General features: G+C 44.1%; 23 protein-coding genes, 1 riboswitch and 1 other annotated feature. Of the genes, 7 read left to right on the forward strand and 16 right to left on the reverse strand.

Features of this window, described 5'->3' with window-relative positions; all coding sequences use genetic code 11:
* Positions 1-228 precede the first annotated feature (228 nt).
* Entirely contained in the window at positions 229-507 is a 279-nt protein-coding gene (locus LCM00_RS01620) for a late competence development ComFB family protein (protein ID WP_318247587.1), read from the reverse strand.
* A gap of 140 nt (positions 508-647) precedes the next feature.
* On the opposite strand from LCM00_RS01620, the gene LCM00_RS01625 reads away from it, so the two are divergent.
* Positions 648-983 carry a YqzG/YhdC family protein gene (locus LCM00_RS01625; RefSeq protein ID WP_224897239.1) on the forward strand — a complete coding sequence of 112 codons (336 nt, stop codon included), beginning with the start codon at positions 648-650 and terminating at the stop codon, positions 981-983.
* 179 nt (positions 984-1,162) lie between these two features.
* Complete coding sequence (locus LCM00_RS01630; RefSeq protein WP_224898130.1) at positions 1,163-1,456, forward strand: ArsR/SmtB family transcription factor; 294 nt, start codon at positions 1,163-1,165, stop codon at positions 1,454-1,456.
* Here LCM00_RS01630 and LCM00_RS01635 read toward each other — a convergent pair.
* Positions 1,453-2,376, reverse strand: coding sequence for a cation diffusion facilitator family transporter (locus tag LCM00_RS01635; protein WP_224897241.1), 924 nt, complete (start codon positions 2,374-2,376; stop codon positions 1,453-1,455). The genes LCM00_RS01630 and LCM00_RS01635 overlap by 4 nt on opposite strands.
* A 441-nt stretch (positions 2,377-2,817) precedes the next feature.
* Here LCM00_RS01635 and LCM00_RS01640 point away from each other — a divergent pair, with 441 nt between their 5' ends.
* Entirely contained in the window at positions 2,818-3,147 is a 330-nt protein-coding gene (locus LCM00_RS01640) for a hypothetical protein (RefSeq protein ID WP_224897243.1), read from the forward strand.
* Positions 3,148-3,260: 113 nt separating this feature from the next.
* Here LCM00_RS01640 and LCM00_RS01645 read toward each other — a convergent pair whose 3' ends face one another.
* Positions 3,261-4,094, reverse strand: a complete 834-nt coding sequence (locus LCM00_RS01645; protein ID WP_224897245.1) for an STAS domain-containing protein — start codon at positions 4,092-4,094, stop codon at positions 3,261-3,263.
* A gap of 231 nt (positions 4,095-4,325) precedes the next feature.
* Positions 4,326-4,577 (forward strand) — a binding site (T-box leader).
* 77 nt (positions 4,578-4,654) lie between these two features.
* On the opposite strand from LCM00_RS01645, the gene metG reads away from it, so the two are divergent.
* Positions 4,655-6,292, forward strand: a complete 1,638-nt coding sequence (gene metG, locus LCM00_RS01650; protein WP_224897247.1) for a methionine--tRNA ligase — start codon at positions 4,655-4,657, stop codon at positions 6,290-6,292.
* A gap of 83 nt (positions 6,293-6,375) precedes the next feature.
* Here the strand turns inward: metG and LCM00_RS01655 are convergent, their stop codons facing one another.
* The 7 genes from LCM00_RS01655 to LCM00_RS01685 form a co-directional block, all read right to left on the reverse strand.
* Complete coding sequence (locus LCM00_RS01655; protein ID WP_224897249.1) at positions 6,376-6,639, reverse strand: hypothetical protein; 264 nt, start codon at positions 6,637-6,639, stop codon at positions 6,376-6,378.
* 98 nt (positions 6,640-6,737) lie between these two features.
* A complete protein-coding gene (locus LCM00_RS01660; protein ID WP_224897251.1) occupies positions 6,738-7,811 on the reverse strand; it encodes an ABC transporter substrate-binding protein in 1,074 nt (357 codons plus the stop codon).
* Positions 7,808-8,611 carry an ABC transporter permease gene (locus LCM00_RS01665; protein ID WP_148975120.1) on the reverse strand — a complete coding sequence of 268 codons (804 nt, stop codon included), beginning with the start codon at positions 8,609-8,611 and terminating at the stop codon, positions 7,808-7,810. Before LCM00_RS01665 ends, LCM00_RS01660 begins: the two co-directional genes overlap by 4 nt.
* A gap of 1 nt (position 8,612) precedes the next feature.
* Complete coding sequence (locus tag LCM00_RS01670; RefSeq protein WP_224897254.1) at positions 8,613-9,416, reverse strand: ABC transporter permease; 804 nt, start codon at positions 9,414-9,416, stop codon at positions 8,613-8,615.
* The gene (locus LCM00_RS01675; RefSeq protein WP_224897256.1) at positions 9,406-10,512 is read right to left on the reverse strand and encodes an ABC transporter ATP-binding protein; all 1,107 of its coding nucleotides are present in this window, start codon (positions 10,510-10,512) and stop codon (positions 9,406-9,408) included. The genes LCM00_RS01670 and LCM00_RS01675 overlap by 11 nt, the downstream gene beginning before the upstream one ends.
* Positions 10,513-10,731: 219 nt before the next feature.
* The gene (thiT, locus tag LCM00_RS01680; protein ID WP_224897258.1) at positions 10,732-11,334 is read right to left on the reverse strand and encodes an energy-coupled thiamine transporter ThiT; all 603 of its coding nucleotides are present in this window, start codon (positions 11,332-11,334) and stop codon (positions 10,732-10,734) included.
* 71 nt (positions 11,335-11,405) lie between these two features.
* Positions 11,406-11,504, reverse strand: a riboswitch (TPP riboswitch).
* 63 nt (positions 11,505-11,567) lie between these two features.
* On the reverse strand, positions 11,568-11,828 hold the full coding sequence (locus LCM00_RS01685) for a hypothetical protein (protein WP_224897260.1): 261 nt from the start codon (positions 11,826-11,828) through the stop codon (positions 11,568-11,570).
* Between the two features lie 224 nt (positions 11,829-12,052).
* On the opposite strand from LCM00_RS01685, the gene LCM00_RS01690 reads away from it, so the two are divergent.
* Positions 12,053-12,298 (forward strand): hypothetical protein, encoded by a 246-nt coding sequence (locus LCM00_RS01690; RefSeq protein WP_224897262.1) that lies wholly within the window; start codon positions 12,053-12,055, stop codon positions 12,296-12,298.
* A 111-nt stretch (positions 12,299-12,409) separates the two neighbouring features.
* Complete coding sequence (locus tag LCM00_RS01695; protein ID WP_224897264.1) at positions 12,410-12,646, forward strand: helix-turn-helix transcriptional regulator; 237 nt, start codon at positions 12,410-12,412, stop codon at positions 12,644-12,646.
* A gap of 174 nt (positions 12,647-12,820) precedes the next feature.
* Here the strand turns inward: LCM00_RS01695 and dnaN are convergent, their stop codons facing one another.
* The 5 genes from dnaN to LCM00_RS01720 form a co-directional block, all read right to left on the reverse strand.
* Positions 12,821-14,002, reverse strand: coding sequence for a DNA polymerase III subunit beta (gene dnaN / locus LCM00_RS01700; protein WP_224897266.1), 1,182 nt, complete (start codon positions 14,000-14,002; stop codon positions 12,821-12,823).
* 43 nt (positions 14,003-14,045) lie between these two features.
* Positions 14,046-14,504 (reverse strand): NUDIX hydrolase, encoded by a 459-nt coding sequence (locus LCM00_RS01705; protein ID WP_224897268.1) that lies wholly within the window; start codon positions 14,502-14,504, stop codon positions 14,046-14,048.
* Positions 14,505-14,731: 227 nt separating this feature from the next.
* Positions 14,732-15,154: a GtrA family protein gene (locus LCM00_RS01710; RefSeq protein WP_224897271.1), complete on the reverse strand. Its 423-nt coding sequence runs from the start codon at positions 15,152-15,154 to the stop codon at positions 14,732-14,734.
* A complete protein-coding gene (locus tag LCM00_RS01715; RefSeq protein ID WP_224897273.1) occupies positions 15,108-16,145 on the reverse strand; it encodes a glycosyltransferase family 2 protein in 1,038 nt (345 codons plus the stop codon). The genes LCM00_RS01710 and LCM00_RS01715 overlap by 47 nt, the downstream gene beginning before the upstream one ends.
* A 19-nt stretch (positions 16,146-16,164) precedes the next feature.
* A complete protein-coding gene (locus tag LCM00_RS01720; protein WP_263623188.1) occupies positions 16,165-17,838 on the reverse strand; it encodes a DUF6044 family protein in 1,674 nt (557 codons plus the stop codon).
* Positions 17,839-17,999: 161 nt separating this feature from the next.
* Here LCM00_RS01720 and galU point away from each other — a divergent pair, with 161 nt between their 5' ends.
* A complete protein-coding gene (gene galU / locus LCM00_RS01725) occupies positions 18,000-18,881 on the forward strand; it encodes a UTP--glucose-1-phosphate uridylyltransferase GalU (protein WP_224897277.1) in 882 nt (293 codons plus the stop codon).
* 384 nt (positions 18,882-19,265) lie between these two features.
* Here galU and LCM00_RS01730 read toward each other — a convergent pair whose 3' ends face one another.
* Positions 19,266-19,469 carry a hypothetical protein gene (locus tag LCM00_RS01730; protein ID WP_224897279.1) on the reverse strand — a complete coding sequence of 68 codons (204 nt, stop codon included), beginning with the start codon at positions 19,467-19,469 and terminating at the stop codon, positions 19,266-19,268.
* Positions 19,470-19,610: the final 141 nt, after the last annotated feature.

Consider the following 19,610-nt stretch of genomic DNA (forward strand, 5'->3'; position numbering starts at 1 on the left):
TCCAGCCGGAGGAGCTGGGACCACTATCCTGAAGAAAAATGAAAATAGTGGCTCCAGCCCGAGGAGCTGGGACCACTATCTTGAAGAAAAATGAAAATAGTGGCTCCAGCCATAGCACCTGGGACCACTATCCTCAAGAAAAAAATGTGGTTCGAGTAAGATTTGCCGGAACCAATCACAATTCCATTTTAAAAAGAAATGCGATCTATATCCCCGCTTCACTAACCGCTAATGCTTCGGATATTTACTCACCACATGAATCGCATTAATGATCCTTTTATTGATCCATTTCCGGTTTTCCTCGGTGTTCAGCTGTTCAAATACCATTTTCCTGCCTTCTTCTGTAGTTACATAATGGTTTGGCAGGTTATTGAGGCTGATGGCAATAATATCGGCGCGGCACTTCACGCATTGGCAGAAGGTTTGATAATCCGGGCTCAGCATAGAGACTTTTACGAGTGCTGCGACAATTTCTTCCATAACATTAACGTATTCCGGTTGTTTCAATCAATTTCCCGCCTTTTACAAGATGTCTGATGTAACGATAATTAAGTAAATAGCTAATAAGGGCATAGACTGCACCTTTATTTTCAATACTAATACACAATATGATGACAGGCTAATTAATCATAAAGGAAGTGAGCGGTTTGAAAAAGTTAATACTGATTATATTATTGGTATGTTTCGCTGCCCTGCTTTCCCCTTCTATTGCGAACATAAAGCATATTTCAGCGGCACAGCAGACGCCTGCATATGCTAAATGGGGGAAGATTGCGATGACCAATACGAAAGTAAAGTATCCTGGTGCAAGAATCCTTGACTATCTTCATGTAGGCAGAACGACCCAGGGGTCCAACTGTACAGAAACCTTCAAGCTTTGGCTTTCCAAGGATAATCGGGAATTCGGTGTTTTTGTCCGTATTACTTTTGATGAAAAAACGGAAAAAATCCGGGCAATCACCTTTCAGGAGACGCCAAGATAAGCGTGAGGAAAAATGCTGATAAGCATTAATTTATACCTATATTGCCTGAAAAGCAAGAAGCACGAAGAAAAATCCCGATTAAAATTCTTTGGGATTTTTCTTCGTGCATTTTTTCTTTATAATGATATAAAAAGGAGGCTGAATCAATGGCAGAAGACGAAAAGACACAGCCGCACATTATGCAGGAACTGGATGAAGAAACCTTATTCATTGTATCACAGACATTTAAGGCTTTATCCGATCCTACCAGGCTCAGAATATTGAACCTCCTGTTTCAGGGAGAGCATTCAGTGAACGAAATTGCGGAAAAACTTTCTTTGCTTCAATCGACTGTCTCCCACCAGCTGCGGTTTTTAAAGAATCTCAGGCTGGTTAAATTCAGGCGTGAGGGCACTACCTTATATTATTCCCATGATGATGAACATGTAATGGGAATACTAAAACAAACAATCGAGCATGCCAGCCATCATTAATTGCATGTTCCGTGCGCACTTGGGCAGCCTTTTTCATATCTTTCCACCTGGATGGTGCTGTGGTCGATTCCGAACTGGTTATGAAGAGCAGTCTGTGCTTCTCTTAAGACTTCATCGTGATGTCCTTCCTCTGTGATGGCGATATGGCAGCTAAGCATCGGTACTCCTGAAGTGATCGACCAGATATGGAGATCATGGATGTCTTTTACAGAAGTGATGCCTTCCAGAGAACTGCGGATGCTGGAGGCGTCAATCTGTTCAGGGGCTCCTTCCATCAGGATATGAAAAGAATCCTTTGTAACCCTCCATCCGCTTACAATGATCAGAATGGCAACGATGACACTCGCAATCGGATCTGCTATCCCCCAATTAAAGAAATAAATCAGCAATGCTGCGGTGATGGCGCCTACAGAGCCCAGCATATCGCCAAGTACATGGAGAAAGGCGCTTCTTACATTCAGGTTTTCATCTTTGTCGCCCTTCATCAATATCCAGGCTGCAATAATGTTGACAATCAGGCCCAGAACCGAGATAGTCAGCATTCCCATGCTTTGGACTTCCGGCGGGTCCATAATCCTTTGGACCGCCTCGTAAAAGATGTAAATGGAAATCGCGATCAAAGTCAGCCCATTCAGTGCAGCTGCTATAATTTCAAATCGTTTATAGCCATAAGATTTTTCTAAAGTTGCCTGCTTCTCTCCAAGCTTTATAGCAAAAAAGCTCAGCCCCAGGGCGGCAGCGTCGCTAAGCATATGGCCGGCATCTGATAAAAGGGCAAGGCTGTTTGTTAAGATGCCCCCTATAACTTCAACGACCATAAACAAAGTGATTAATATAAATGAAAGAAAGAGCGCCCGTTTGTTGCTTGTGTGGCCGTGAGAATGTCCGTGTCCGTGATTATGGTGATGTCCCATTTCCATTCCCTCCTTATATGAGTATATGTACATATATTATGCTATAAGTAAGAAGGATGTTCAAATATTTTCTGTAACTTCCATTTATTTTCCCTGCTTTTTACCTCATTTAAACGGTTTTTTCTTCTGTATTGAAACAATGTTTAAATTAGCGCACAAAAAAGACGCCTGTGTCCTCCAGGCGTCCAGTCAGCTGTCTATATTATGTAATTGATTCTATACGCCTGCTCTTCACTGCCGTACCGTTCCCCTCATACCGGAGGGTTCCTGTATACTCCACAAAATCAGCAGAAGCATTTTATCATATGACAATCTGTTTTCCCCTGACCATCTTTACGCTCGTATTTTCAAGATGCAACTTTTCACCTTCTATTAACATTTTGAATATTTTAATATTTGGTGAAACATTTTTTGCTCTTTCATCGTATAGATGACGAGGTGATAGTTATGAGCAGGAATACGATTGTCTTTATAGCTGCTTTAACAGCTGAAGCGCTGGCCGCATGGGGAGTGGCAGCATATTTTTCTGTAAGGTTGATTGAAGTTCTTTTCTTCATTGGTGCAGCATTTGCTGCAGTCACTTTTATTTTTTCAACAAGCGGCGGTTCGCCCCAGAGGCATATCAACAGCATGGTGAGCGCCCAAACAGGGATCATCCAGAAAGATGAACCCTTCTTCTTTAGAAAAGGCCCGGTCTTTTTTGCATCACTCGTCCTTGCTGTCATCGGCTTGATCTTCTTCGTCCTTCTTATTGCAGGCATCATACCGCCAGCCTAGAAAGCGATCCAAGCCGATAAAAGCCTTAACGGCTTGCCTGCCGGTATTCATTGAATTCGATGCATAAAAAAAAGCACCTCAGGCTTAAAACCCAGGGGTGCATTTTCCGTTTATCATTCAGCTTTCATGCTCAGCCCCATTTTCGCTAAGGCATTTTTCAATGTGCTGTGTGTGTTGATTTTGCTGAAGTCGATTCCAAGCTGGATAGATGTCATGGCAACTTCGGGGCGGATGCCAGATATGGTCGTCTTGATGCCAAGCAAATCCAGCGTCTGGACAATATGATAGATTTGCTGCGCTACCATTGTATCTACAATCGGTACACCAGACAGGTCGATAAACAAATAGGTAAGCTTTGCTTCTGTGCACTGGAGGGGCACGCTTTCAAGAATTGCTTTTGCCCTCTCTGTATCAATATCGCCTATCAAGGGAAGAACGCCGATGGATCCGATAATCGGGATAATGGGCGCACCAAGCTGATGGATGAGATCCTGCTGTGCTTTCAGCCTGTTTCTAGTAATTTTGTAATACTGTTCGGCAAATTTCTGCGCGAGAATGTCAAAAGCTGAATGAATGACCAGACTCCACTGGAGGATATCCTCCTTGGCAATCTCATCGTTCTCTCTCGCAAATTCTTCTACAAAGCTCCAGTATGTATCTCTCACCTTGCTTAAAGCTGAAATCACCTCATAAATAGGAGTATCGGTATCTGCCCTGCTTTCAGCTACTGTGCTCGCCCATTCCTGGACCAATTTTTCAAATAATGACCGGTCATCCAATAGAATGGTCGAAACTGTCTTATTAGTGAAGGCATTTTGGTCACGAAGCATCGTTTCAATCTTTTTATCTGCTTCCGAAGAATAGATCGATCCTTTTTCTTTTGCCCTGGTGCTCAGCCATTTGTCAGTAATTCTTTGAGAATTATTGCTGAGGTATTCAAATAACATTTGGTTTTTCTGCATAATCAGCCTTCCCTTTGTCTGGACTATTCTATATGAACATTTTAATTATCTGCCTTTTGTATGATAAAGGTTTGCCTTTAAACAGTCAAATATTTGCAGTTGGCATCATGCTCCTGCAGCAGGACTTTCCCTTTTGCTGTTAAAATTCTGCTGGACATTCACGATGTTAGTGCATATAATAATTTTTAATTCATTGGCAAGTTTTAACTGATTATAAATAAGGCATTGAAGAGAAAAAGTAGGACAGATCCGTTTTTCCCAGAGAGCTTCGGCAGGTGAAAAGAAGCAAAAGCGGCTGTTTGAACAATGGTCTCCGAGCCCCGTCCCGAACGCATATTTCGTCAGTAGGCTGCGGCAAGTAGTGGTACTTGTTATCAAACCCACAGTATAAGGGCATCTTTATGCCCCGTACTTGCAGAGGCCAAAAGGCGAATAAAGGTGGTACCGCGGGCAAGCCCCGTCCTTTTCTATATATCCATAGAGAAGGACGGGGCTTTTTTGTTTAATATAAAAATTTGCCGATGAAAAAAAGGAGGAGATCGATAATGGCTATATTTATTGGCGGGGCATGGCCCTACGCAAACGGTTCCCTTCATCTCGGGCACATTGCAAGTCTGCTGCCCGGAGATATTCTTGCAAGATATTACAGAATGAAGGGCGAAGAAGTCCTGTATGTGTCCGGGAGCGACTGCAATGGAACACCCATAGCGATCAGGGCAAAAAATGAAGGCAAATCACCAAAAGAAATAGCTGACCGCTATCACAGCGAATTCACAGCGGGTTTTAAACAGCTGGGTTTTACTTACGATTTTTATACAAGGACAGATGCCCCGCATCATCATCAGACTGTACAGGAGGTATTTCTGACGCTCCTGGAAAATGGCTATCTTGTTCCAAAAATGATTGAACAGACTTTTTGCCGGACATGTGACCAGTTTCTTCCTGACAGGTATGTCGAGGGAACCTGCCCTTCCTGCGGCAGCCATGCACGCGGTGATCAATGCGATGCCTGCTCTGCCATACTTGAGCCGGCCGACCTTCTGGAAAAATCCTGTAAAATATGCGGGACACCGCCGGAAATGAAAGAAACTGCACATTATTATTTCAGGCTGAGCCATTTTCAGGGGGAGCTTGAAGAGCTGTCCGAGAAGGCACGCTCCCGCCATTTGTGGAGGGACAACAGCATCAGCCTGACAAGAAGATATTTAACTGAGGGGCTGCAGGACCGGGCGGCAACTAGAGATTTGGATGTTGGGGTGCCAGTTCCTGTTGAAGGAATGGAGAAGAAAAAAATATATGTATGGATTGAAGCGGTGATTGGCTATCTTTCAGCCAGCAGGGAATGGGCCCGCCAGCAGGGCAAGGATGGCAGCAAGTTCTGGGATAGTAATGTTATATCTCATTATGTGCATGGGAAAGACAATATCCCTTTCCATACCATCATCTGGCCGGCTATTCAAATGGGGATAGGGCTGCCTGGGGAACCAGCGCGGATGGTTTCCAGCGAATATCTTACCCTTGAGAAAAAGAAGCTTTCAACAAGCAGGAATTATGCAGTCTGGGTCCCTGACATACTTGAAAGATATGAACCGGATTCTATCCGGTATTTCCTTGCTGTCAATGCTCCTGAGAACAGGGATGCTGACTTTTCCTGGCGGGAATTCATTTACAGCCATAACAGCGAGCTGCTTGGGGCATATGGCAATCTGGTCAACAGGACTTTTAAGTTTATCGAAAAATATTATGACAGCATGATACCGGAAGGAAAATTAAGTGAAGCTGTACAGGAGGATATTTTGCATTTATATGATAGTACCGGAGAAAAGATCGAAGGCGCAAAGCTCAAAGAAGCGCTTGAAGAGATATTCGCCTTCGTACGCTCGGCCAATAAATATTTTGACAGTGAACAGCCCTGGAAAACGATTAAAAGCGACCCGCAAAAATGTGCAGATGCAATGCAGACATGTGTGTACATCATCAAAAATCTGGCGAGGCTTCTGAACCCCTTCCTCCCTTTCTCCAGCAGGAAGATAAATAACATGCTGCAGGTGAATACACATATTCTGGAATGGAAAGAGTCTGGGGTTGCAGAGAAAAGACTCGGCCCTATCGCCCCTCTTTTCAGCCGCATAGAAGAAGGAAGGATTTCAGAGGAGCTGGAAAGGCTTCAAAACAGACAGTAGCCTTATTGCTTTATATGATGCCTTTCCCGGACAGATGCCTCTTACGCTGCGGCCTTTATCGGCCGCTTTCTGATGTCAGCTCTTTAAAAGTGGGATTTAATCCTTTCAAGGTCAAGTATCAGACTATTGATTTCTTCGGATGAGATGCGCAGAGGCATCTGGTCATTTAAAGTGATAACCTGGCCTCCCTCCTCGTCTTTATGTCTGTAGAGGTAGTCAAGAAGCTGTATAGCCTGATTTTTAGTCAAAATGGATTGGGTCTTAAAGTGTTTAATCATGCTGATGGAAAACTGTTCTGTCTGGTCATCATATTCTCCTGAAACGATGTTTCCGCTGATATAATACATGACTGCCCCCTTCTGTTTTTAAAAGTAGGATTCCCCTCATGGGCAGCGTTCATGCTGAAATGCAGAAAAGCGGCTGGAGATTCCTCCAGCCGCTGCTATTATTTACTGTGCATTTTGAATTCCAAAAACAGTTCATTATAATGTGCGAGCATTTTTTTCCCAAGGTTCTCGTAAACTTCCAGCTTTTTGGTCATTTCCGGGTCCGGATAGAAGCGCTTGTCACTGACAATTTCTTCTGGCAAGTAATTCAGCGCCTCTTTATTCGGCGTAGAATAGCCAACATATTCGGTGTTCTGGGCAGCCACTTCAGGATCAAGCATGAAGTTCATGAACTGGTGGGCGGCATCCACATTTTTAGCCGTTTTCGGAATGACCATATTATCAAACCACAGGTTAGTCCCTTCCTCAGGGAGTACATACTCAATATTGTCCTTCTTCCACATCAGCTCTGAAGCAGTCCCTGACCAGACAACACCTATGGCTGCTTCATCGTTTTCAAGCAGCATCCTGATTTCATCCCCGACAATGGCTTTGATATTCGGTGTAAGGGAATCAAGTTTTTCCTTAGCTTCCCTTAGATGCTTATTATTTTGATCATTAAGGGAATAATTGAGGGAATTCAAGCCCATTCCCATCACTTCTCTTGCACCGTCAATAAGGAGTATTTGATTTCGCAGATCTTCATCCCAGAGATCATTCCAGCTGGTGATTTCTTTGTCGCCAAGCAGATCTGTATTATACGCTATACCGACCGTTCCCCAGAAATAAGGGATAGAGTATTCATTGTCAGGATCGAATGCCAAGTCCATGAACCTGGGATCGATATATTTCAGGTTTGGAATTTTTGAATGATCCACTGGCAAAAGCAAATCTTCTTCTTTCATTTTTTCAATTGCATATTCAGACGGAACGGCAATATCATAGGCTGTCCCTCCTTGTTCAATCTTGGTCATCATGGCTTCATTGCTGTCAAAGGTTTCATAGATTACCTTGATGCCTGTTTCTTGTTCAAAGCGGTCCACGAGCTCTGCATCAATATAGTCTCCCCAGTTAAAGACGGTCAGCGTATTCCCGCTGGAATAGCCCTGTGAAGAATTTAGTTTAGAGACTCCATACAGCAGAAGTGCAGAAATGACGGCAATGACCAGCAGGGCTTTTCCGAGCTGTTTCATTTTTTGACCCCCATTCCATTCGGCTTCGCATTTTTCTGGGTGATGAAATAATAGCCAATCACGAGTATAAGTGTGAACAGGAACAGCAGCGTGGACAGTGCATTGATGTTCAACGACACCCCGCGCCGGGCAAGTGAGTAGATTTCAACCGATAATGTGGTGAAACCATTCCCCGTTACAAAGAAAGTGACCGCAAAATCATCGAGTGAATAGGTCAGTGCCATGAAAAATCCGGCAAAAATGCCTGGCGTGATATATGGCAGAACAACCTTCGACAGGACATCGAAACGGCTTGCCCCCAGATCCCTTGCCGCATCCACAAGTGTAGGGCTCATTTCCTGGATTTTCGGCAGCACCATGATAACGACGATAGGAACACAGAAAGCGATGTGAGAGAGCAGGACCGATGTGAATCCGAGCTTAATCCCGATCATCGTAAACAAAATTAGGAAGGAAGCACCTATGATGACATCAGGGCTGACAATCAAAATATTGTTCAATGATAAAAGTGTGCTCTTGACCTGCCGCTTTCTTACATAAAAAATGGCCAGTGCACCGGCCACTCCGATGATCGTTGATATGGCAGCCGACAGCAGGGCGATGATGATCGTGTTCAGCACGATGATCAATAGCCTTGCATCAGCAAAAAGCTCTTTATACCAGTCAAGCGTGAAGCCTTCAAAATGCGACATTGTCCCGCCGCTGTTGAAAGAATAAAACATTAGATAAAATATTGGCGCATAAAGAACAAAAAATACAAGGATCAGATAAAGTGATGACCATTTAGATAATTTCCCCATGCTATGCCCCCCTCCTGCGATTTCCGGTCATAAGCATGATAATCACCATCGTAAGGATCAGGAATACGGCAATGGTGGAGCCCATCCCCCAATCCTGTGTGACAAGGAAATGCTGTTCTATGGCAGTGCCCAGGGTGATTACCCTGTTCCCTGCAATCAGGCGGGTAAGCATGAAGAGGGAAAGCGCAGGGATGAAAACTACCTGGCAGCCTGATTTAACTCCATCAAGCGTTAACGGGAAAATGACCCGGGTAAAAGTTGTCCAGGACGATGCACCAAGATCATTGGATGCATCGATGAGGGACGAATTCAATTCATTAAGCGAATTGAAAATCGGCAATATCATGAAAGGCAGGAAAATGTATACTGATACAAAAACAAAACTGAAATCGGTAAACAGTATTTGCCTTGAGCCTATTCCGATTACTTCAAGGAAGCTGTTGGCTGCCCCGTAAGTCCCGAAGATGCCAAGAAAGGCATAAGCCTTGAGCAGCAGATTGATCCAGGAAGGAATAATGATCATTAAAAGCCAGAGCTGCTTATGCCTGGTCTTTGTAAGCAGGTAGGCAGTAGGATAGGCAATCAGTAAAGAAAAGGCGGTAATCAGGAACGCATACCAGAAAGAGCTCAAAGTCATTTTCAGATAAACGGGTGTGAAGAATTTCTGGTAGTTACCGAATGTGAATTGCCCTTCTATATCAAAGAATGAATAATACAGCACCAAAAACAAAGGTGTTACGACAAATAGAATGATCCACAGCAAATATGGGATCAGGTAGAGGTTGCGGGTCTGATTATTTCTCATGGCTTTCCTCTTGATAAGCCTCCAGCCTGCGGTCAAATTCTTCCTCAGATTCCCCGGGCCTCATGACATGGATGGCTTCCGGATCAAAGTGAAGGCCGATTTCATCCCCTACCCGCGCTTTGCGTGTTGAATGGACAAGCCACTCATTTCCATCTTTGTCAAAGCAGGAAATTTCGTAATGGACACCACGGAAAAGCTGGGAATCCACACGGACCTGCAGTTTGCCCTGCTCGCTCGGCGTAATTTCCATATCCTCCGGCCTGATGACCACTTCGACCCTTTCATTCAGATCAAATCCGGCGTCGACACACTCAAATTTCCTGCCTGTAAATTCAACCTGATAATCGGTAAGCATGGTCCCCACGACGATGTTAGACTCACCGATGAAGTCGGCCACAAAACGGTTGACTGGCTCATCATAAATATCAGTAGGTGTTCCGCTCTGCTCAATCCGGCCTTTATTCAGCACAAATATTTCATCAGAAAGGGCAAGCGCCTCTTCCTGGTCATGTGTGACAAAGATAAAGGTAATGCCAAGCCTTCTCTGCAGCTCACGCAGCTCATACTGCATTTCCGTCCTCAGCTTCAGGTCAAGTGCAGAAAGAGGCTCATCCAGGAGGATGACTTCCGGTTTATTGACTATTGCCCTCGCAATCGCGACACGCTGCCTCTGTCCGCCTGACATTTCTTTGATTTCCCTCTGTTCGTAGCCTTCCAGGTTGACGAACTTGAGCGCCTCTTTCACCTGCTCATTGATTTCCTGGTTTTTCATTTTTTTGATGCGTAATCCGAATGCCACATTTTCAAATACATTTAAATGAGGGAAAAGTGCATAATCCTGGAATACGGTATTTACCTGCCTCCTGTTGGCAGGAACTTTATTGATTTTTTGCCCATTGAAGAAAATAGATCCTTCTGTCGGCTCGATGAATCCGGCAATCAGGCGCAGGATCGTCGTTTTTCCGCAGCCTGAAGGACCGAGGAGCGTGTAGAACTTTCCCCTTTCTATATCAAAGCTGACACCGTCCAGGACAGGACTGTCATTGTCATATTGTTTTGTGACATTTTCAAAGCGGATAATAAACTTATCTGTCATCTCAATCTCCTTTACTATAAATATAGTTGGCGTATTGTCCAGTTTGTTATGCCTCATAGGCCAGTTTATCACTTTAGTATAATAGCGTAACTTATTATATACCAAATTTTGTCGAATGAAAGCATTTTTCAGCAATTCTCTTCAATTTCCCGTTCCAGAAGACAAAAGCAATCCCTTCTGGCTGATTCGCCAGAAGGGACCGCTTTGTGCAGATGGTTATCAGTTTGCCAATTTATGCTCTTCGGCTGCATAATACCCCTGTTTCCTTTGTATCAGGCGCGGTGCAGCAGAAAGCAGGAGCCACAATACGGCTGTACATAAGATCGCTGAACCGAGCATCGTTATCCCATTGATCATGAGGGAATATACAAAAGGAGACATCCCCTCAGGTGCATAGCTTCCAAAGAAAATCATACCTGCAAGAAAGTGCCAGAAATATCTCCCCGCACTGCCAAGGAAAACTGCTGCGGCAGCCCACCCAAGAGCCTGCCCCTTCTTACCTTCAGCCAGGCTCTTCTGGACGGTAAGAGCAAAGAAGCCAGCACAGCCAATAAAGGCGAAAGCAACGAAGTATTCAATGAAGGTCTGCAGGGGCGTCACCATCCAGGCGTCACCCATGACAATCTGGAGAATTCCCCATAAAAATCCTGAAATGAAGCCCGCTTTCCATCCCCATCTTAACGAAAGAATGAAGATGGGCACCATTGCAATGGATATGGATATTGCAGGTGTCAGTTTAATAGAAGGAAGCAGATCAAGAATGACAGCGAAAGCCGCAAAAAAAGATGCTTCAATCAAGGCAACCAGCCCTAATTTTCTCATAAAAAATTCTCCCCTTTTGTCAGAATTAACGCAAACCTCAAGGGAGAACTGATCAGGAAGCGGGTATACAAACACCCATCCATCCACATCCCTGCGCTAGAATTATCTAACAGGTTCAAAGGGTCAGAACATAAGTTCACTCTCAGCATTGCGCTCCCCTTGTGGTTACGTTATGTAATTAGTACTATAGTGCATTATATATCATTCCACCTGTCAGGAAAAGAGGATATTTCTTAACAATCGGAATTGCCATGCTGTTCCCCCTTGCTGAACTTTTTTTCAAGCCTCTTATAAAGCTCAAGGCTTCTGCTGCTGAGATATTCCAGAAGTTTTGGATGCTGTCTGAAATAGTCGAAGAATTCCCTTTGTTCTCTTTCCTGGAATTTCCGCACCTGATCATAATGCTTGCTGCAATAATAATTCGTCCGCTCTCTGTTCCACTCTTTGAGGGGAAAGAGATTCCCGGCTGCCTGGCAGTAAAGGCATTTTTTCATGTGATCCTTCCCCTATGTACAGATTCATTTTCCTGCAGGGAATTTTCTTTGCCCTGACTATACTTTAGTATATTTCAGAACGCATGTTCTATTCAAACCATCAGCTTTCCTGGTTTTTATATTCTCTAACCGGGTATGCATTTAATAAAATAATGCAGTATTTGTCATATTATTTAAATTTTCAAAAATATCACTTAATAAATGGACTGAAAGGAGGCTTTAAGATGAAGAATATCCTTGATATTAAAGGCAAGCTTAATCCATATTGGTTCAATAAAGTCATTTTCAAAGTATATATAGCTGACGCAGTGGACGAGAAAACAGTGGAATTGGAAGGTCAGAAGCTTGTAGTGGTAAATGAAAGTGAAAAATTGAAGCCTGGCGAAAAGCTCAAAGTCGAGTTTTTGAACAGGTGGTTTGTCTATAGCCGGATACCATGCGGAGATCAGCCAGCCAAGCATCTGCTTTAACTCAAAAGCCGTTTTTTTCTTTTCCTTCCTTCTTTTATTTTTATATTTCACTAGTGAAGTTCTTCACTTTCTTTTATAATATGAAAATAAAAGAAAAAAGGAGATTTAACTTTGGATAAAGAAATCATTAAATTTATCAGAAAGAACTATAATCTTTCACAGCGTGAATTTGCCAAAATGATTAATTGCAGCTTTTCATTGGTTGCTTTAATTGAAATCGGAAAACGGAATGTTTCAGACAATATAGAAAAAAAGATTAAAAATGCATTTGGACTTGAAACCCAGGATATTGAATCCATTACCAGCATTATTAAGGAAATCGGCCGCGGCATGCCTCCTTTCAGCTGAAAAAGCCTGGATGGGAGGAAATATACCTCCTGCTTCCCTCCCCGCTTTGGCCGTTTTCCAGCTGGCTTCCTTTATACAGCCTGCCAACTGGATACAGTCCAATCCCTCTTTTGATAAAATTCTTCTTTTTCTGTTTGCTGATCCCCCTAAGAGAGATTTTATAATCTTTCAGCTTTAGTACTGCTTTTGCATCTGTCTGTTCTCAAGGAACATCCCGGATGCAGTCCTGACAGGAGAAATGAGCTGAAAATAGTTGGCCTCAGCAGAAGAAGATATAAGGATTGGCTTCATTGTTCCATAAAGCCTTATTATTATATATTCTGAATCTGTCCCTTTCAGTGCATCCGCGAGATAACTCCCATTTATGACTGCTGAAGCCCCTGTTTCTCCGCTGATGCTCCTCAGTTCCTGCACCTCCTCAATCATGCCCATTTCAGATTTTGGAGAAGACATGATGATGGTGTTTTCATCCTTTGCAAATATGGAAACAAGAGAGTTCCTTCTTACTCCTGCAAATATCATCGACCGCTCTACTCCTTGAAGCAGTTGCTTCCTATTGATAACTAACTCTGTTTTGCATCCTTCCGGCATCAGATTCTCCGAAGAGGGAAATCTGCCAATCAGAAGCGAAGAACAGAACCGGAACGTTGAGGTGGTGAATGCTGCCTGTGAATCGGATATATAAATTGCTGCTTCTCCGCTTGGTGACTTTCCTATCAATTTGAGCAATTCTGCTGCATTCCTTGCCGGCAGGGTGAATGACTTGCTGAATCCGGCAGATCCGGCAGCCTTCCACATGGCAAGCCGGCTTGAATCCGTCGCCGTGAATGTCAGCCCATCCTCATCAAATGCCAGGTTAATGCCTTCCAGTATTGGCCTTGTACTTGTATTTGCCGCACATGCAGCTGTATTCTTCAATCCTGCAGCAAGATCTGATGTTTCCAATTTATAAATATAAGGAAACTCACCATATGCGAAATCAGGAAGCTGTTCTAAAGGGAAACCTGCAATCGTTGCAGAAATCTGCCCGTCTGTTGAACTTATGGAGATTTTATGTGAAGTTGAAGCTTTGATGCTTAAACGGCCAGGTATTTTCCTGATGACTTCAGAAAGCATTCTTCCATCAGCTGCGAGCTTTCCATGTACCAGTATATTCAGGCCGGAATCCCTGCCGTTTATTAATGGTAGCTCAAAAACTACAGACCGGTCCCCGCTACCGGAAGAGACAGAAAGACCCCCGCTGTGCGCTTCTATCATAACCAGTCTGCCAGCAGTTTCACCATGGCTTCCCTCAGCGATCCTTGCCGCCTCACTAATGCTATCAATCAAATGCTCACCATTTACGTTGAATTCCATTTAGGTGCACCTCCTTTTTGTTTAAAATAGCCCTCCTTCACTGCTAAACCGTCCTGCCTGTGTCTGCTCGTTGCCTCCTTTTATCTAAGAGATCTTCTGCAGCTGCAATGCTCCCCGTCAGCCATACAGGCGCATCCGGCTGCTCAAGAATTTCTCTGCTGCTCATCCACATCACTTCTTCGTTTTCATCAGGACAGACCGGACTGGCTTCCCCGCTTTCGTATTCACACAGAAAAACAATGTCAATCACATGGCATCCATCATCCGTTATGAAAGAACTGCTGCATACATACTCCATTTCGTCTTTTATCAGTACTCCAGTTTCCTCAAGGATTTCTCTTTTTACTGTTCTTTCTAAAATATCTTTTGAGTGGCCTTCCCTCTCCGCCTTGCCTCCGATCAGAGCCAGCATTCCCCCCGCGTGGCTTTCCTGGCTGCTTCTTTTTCCGATCAGCCATTTTCCTTCTTTGTGGACTGCTCCTTCAACATTTACTATAAACATCGCTTTCACGCCTCTACTTTATGTTAAATTTTCTACTAAACCAAATCTGCTATATAGTTTTTCAACCGGCCGGATCATATGTTTCAGCAGATAGAAAGAATTCATACTCTGTTCCATATCCATAAAGGACCGCGGCTCCTCCTTTCACTCACCTAATATTACCATAATTATCAAAACATTCAGCAATTTAAAAAGGAAATAAAAGTAGACAGCTTAATGGAAGCTGCCTACCTTTTAAACACAATATATTTCTGTCCCAAATAATTCAACACTGTATATAATAAGGTTCCAAATAGGACTGCCGCCGTTTCAGGATAGAATGGCAGATGGCTGTCCAAAATCAATGCCAGCTTCTTTGCCAGGCTGTAGGAAATAAAATAGCAGCTTGCAGCAAGGCTCGCAAAGAGAAGACTGCTTTTTATAAAAGGCTGTGAGCTTTTAAATGTATAAGCTTTATTAAGAAAATAGCTTGTCACAGCACCAGCAGCATTTCCCAGGAACGTGGAGAGCCAGTACCCAGCCCCTGCCCACAATAGAATATAAATGCTGCCGAGCCCGATCAGCGTATTGATTAGGCCGACCAGCAGGAACCTGATAATTGTATCAGTTGGTTTCAGGAAGCTGGCGATACTTGATGCTGTATCCTTCATCCTGCTCCATCTCCCTGTTTTTCAGCTGAAGTGACGCAGGCAGTGTATAGGTATCGATTTCAACGATGAATCTGGGACGCCTTTTCGTTTCTTTATAGATTTTGCCTATATATTCACCAATCATCCCGATAGCGGTAAGCTGCACCCCGCCTATGAGCCAGATGGAAGAAATGAGGGATGTCCACCCTGCTTCAGTGCTTCCTGTAAATTTAAGAAAAAGAAAATAAGTCCCGAAAAGGACGCTGATCACCGATGAAACGATGCCTGCCATTAAGACCAGCCGGATCGGCGTCACTGAAAAAGAAGTTAATCCGTCGAGGGCGAAGGAAATCATTTTTTTCAGCGGATATTTCGTCTCTCCTGCCATCCGCTCTTTCCGCTCATATAATACCTGGGCAGAGCGGAAGCCAATAAGTGGGATGATTCCCCTCAGGAACATATTGGTTTCTCCATACTGTGCCAGCTCCTCTGCAGCGCGCCTGCTTAAGAGGCGAAAATCGGCATGATTGTAGATCAGGCTGGCACCAAGCTTGGCCATCATTTTATAGAAACCCTGTGCGGTGGCCCGTTTGAAAAAGGTATCTTCTTCCCGCTTGCTCCTCACTCCATAGACAATATCACAGCCTTCATGATATTTTTTCAGGAATTCCCTTATAGCCCCGGGATCATCCTGCAGATCAGCATCGATTGTAACAATGCAATCAGATGATTTCATGCTGGTGAATATTCCTGCAAGAAGGGCATTTTGGTGCCCTGAGTTCCTGGACAGCTTAAGCCCTGTCACCCGTTCTGATTTCAGGCTTTCTTTATGGATGAGATTCCATGTCCTGTCCCTGCTTCCGTCATCAACAAACAAAAGCTTGCTCGAGCTGGAAATCAGCCCTTCAGTTTCAAGGTCCTCCAGCAGCCTGCCAAGTTCCGCCATCGTATATGCCAGCATCTCTTCTTCGTTATAGCAGGGTACAACGATAGTCAATATGGTTTCAGTCATTCTGCTTCCTCCTAGATGTCTATATTGCCTTATACAGATAAATCTTCCAGGCAGCATCCCCTGTTGTGAATTCTCTCTCCAGCTCAAGCCCATTTTCCATGCTGTTTAAAATCGGCACGGCAGAAAAAATATATTGTCCGCCCATTTCTTTGAAGACAGCGGTATCCAATTCGAGATTTTTAAGCTTCTTATTTGAATTTTTTTTGAACATATAATGCTTCCCCAGTTCCGCTGTAAAGATATAGCATCTTCCTCCCCACTCATCAAAATAGCGGCGTATAGTCTTATTTTTTGCCAATTCCTCCGCAATTATTTTCCTGAACCTGTGCTTATAGGTGAGCGGGTAGAAATTATTATACGTATCAAGGGTATAAAAGCCGTTATACTGGGCGATTGCCGGATGGATGCCTATGCTTGCGACCCGGTAATCCTCCTTTGGCCTGTCTATGTATTTTCCTATCTCCAAGAATAAATTTTCTGCGTAGAATTCTTTAACCGATGGCTTCCTGCTGTAAATGATTTCTTCATTGAAGGCTCCAAGCAAAATAATTTGAGCGATAATGACGGCAAGGATGCTCTTTCGGGTTTTCGAAGATGTCCAGACAACCCTTAAAGCGAGCGCGAATCCCATATAAATGATAAGCGGCCGCAAAAAATGGAACCTGGCAAAATTGAAGGTGTCCATAAAATGAAATCGCTCTGTCAACGGAAGCCATCCTTTATAAAACCAGAAAGCATACCAGAAGGACAGAAGAAAATTAAAGGCAAATAAAAATACATAAACTCTCTCCTGACGCCAGCTTTTATTCTTCAAGACCAGGAATAAAGCATAAAGAGTGACAGGCAGGATAATCAGGCCATGAACTGTCATGACATGGGTATGGCCCAAAACGAAGTTCTTAAAGGCGAGCCTGATGCAATGGGCAAATGTCAGCCGAGCATGAAAATATTCATCACGGCTGTTGTCTTCTTCCAGGAAAAGAAAGGAGTGGACAAGGCGGTACTCAACCAGCAGATATAAAAGTGTCATGCCGGCAATAGCCGCAAAGAACCGCAGATTAAGGCCTTTTCCCCTGAACAGGTCAAACAGCCATAAGCCACCCATTGCAGCAAGGAAGAAGAAAAATCCGAGAACAAAGCTGGAGTAAAAAGGAAGCAGCGCGAGCGCTAGATAGCTTTTCCAGTCCGCCTTCCCCTTCCTTATATTCAAAAAAGCCCATAAGGCAAGGGGCATACCAAGCGTGCTCAGCATTCCTGATGGCCAAAATGGAGTCAGCGCGAATGCAAGCGCTGTGCCTACCCTGATGGCAGACCATTCAGGATCCTTGATAAAATGACTTTTCAGCAAAAGGTACATGCCCATGAAGGCGGCACATCTTGTAAAAAGCTGATTGAGGGCATAGGCTATCATGGTCGGAAAAATAGAAAATAGCCAGACGATGCCGCTGAGTTCAGTTCCGAAGGCATTGCGCGGCAGGCCGTTGATGACCTGCGGGACGACAGCCTCTGCTGTTCCAAAAGTCTGCCCGCTTTCTCTGAGGACTTTATACCAGGCCAGATTAGAATCCAGGTTGTCATGGACGCGTATATGCGCATCTTCCCCTAGAATGAATAATGGGCTTACATACAAGGCAATGACAGCGAGCGCCATGACAATATTTTTTCTGTCTTTCAGGAATAGATTTCCGGTCAATTCATACACCCCGCCAACTCTTGCATTGATATTAAATTGTGCGGGCTTCAGGAGAACTATTCCTTTTTTTCCTGATTAAAAGGTGCATATCCCGTTTGTCCCTGTTCATATGTTCAGATGAGTGCACTTAGCTTCGTATAATCAGCTGGGAGGTATTAAGCATGATCAGAAAAGCGGTCATTCCGGCAGCCGGCCTTGGCACCCGTTTTCTGCCCGCCACAAAAGCCCAGCCAAAGGAAATGCTGCCGGTTGCCGACAAACCTGCCATCCAATACATCGTAGAGGAAGCCATCGCTTCCGGCATTGAGGATATCATCATTATTACCGGGAGGAATAAACGCGCTATTGAAGACCATTTCGATAAGTCGGTCGAACTTGAGCTGATGCTGAAGAAAACCGGCAAAACCGAACTCTTAAAGAGAGTGGAAGCGGCTTCGAATCTCGCTTCCATCCATTATGTACGGCAAAAGGAGCCTTTGGGGCTCGGGCACGCGGTTCTTTGTGCAAAACAATTTATAGGGAATGAACCTTTTGCTGTCCTCCTCGGTGATGACCTGGTCGATTCAGGTACCCCTGCCCTCCTGCAGATGATCAGCCAATTCAAGGAAACTGGAGCCTGCATGGTCGGCGCAAAAGAAATCCCGTGGGAAGATGTTTCCAAATACGGGATCATCGATTATTCATTTAAAGCAGGCAATCTTTGTAAAATTGAACGGCTGGTCGAAAAGCCTCCGAAGCAATCAGCCCCGACCAACCAGGCAATCATCGGGCGCTATGTCCTGACACCTGAGGTATTTCCTATTTTGGAGACCCTTCAGCCTGATCCTTCTGGAGAAATCCAGCTGACTGAAGCACTGTCGCAGCTCCTGAAAAAAGGGCCCATGTATTCATGTCTGATAGAAGGCAATCGCTATGATACCGGTGATAAATTCGGTTTTCTGCAGGCTTCAATTGAATTTGCATTAAAAAACGAAGAAATCAAAGAAAAGCTGGAGCAATATTTGTATAGCTTGCGGGAGAGTGAGAAGCGATCGGAGAGCTGAAAAGAGACACTCTTTGGTGGAGTGTCTCAGCATGAACTAAGTGGAAATATAGTAAAAGCTGTAAAACTAAAGGACAACTCTTTTTAGGAAAAGATGAAGGTGAGTTTTCTATATAAAAAAGAGGTAACTTTTGAAAATAGTAAATGACAAGCAGCTTGCAGCCGAGTCATGTATCCAGATCTCCAATGGATACATGAGTTCCTTTTAATATCCGCACTCGTGTATCTCAGGAGCTTGATGGGATACATGACTTCCCTTTTTTTCCGCACTCATGTATCCCAGGAGCATGTTGGTATACATGACTTCCCTTTTTTCTCCGCACTCATGTATCCCAGGAGCTTGATGGGATACATGACTTCCCTTTTTTCTCCGGACTTATGTATCTCAGGAGCCTGTTGGGATACATGACTTCCCTTTTTCCTCCGCACTCATGTATCTCAGGAGCTTGATGGGATACATGACTTCTTTTTTCTCCGGACTCATGTATCTCAGGAGCCAGTTGGGATACATGACTTCCCTTTTTTCTCCGCACTCATGTATCCCAGAAGCCTGTTGGGATACATGACTTCCTTTTTTCTCCGTACTCATGTATCTCAGGAGCCTGTTGGGATACATGACTTCCCTTTTTTCTCCGGACTCATGTATCCCAGGAGCCTGTTGGGATACATGACTTCCCTTTTTTCTCCGCCCTCATGTATCCCAGGAGCCTGGTGGTATACATGACTTCCC

Origin of the sequence: Bacillus infantis (assembly GCF_020171945.1) — a bacterium.
In the GTDB taxonomy this organism is placed as follows: Bacteria; Bacillota; Bacilli; order Bacillales; family Cytobacillaceae; genus Bacillus_AB; species Bacillus_AB infantis_A.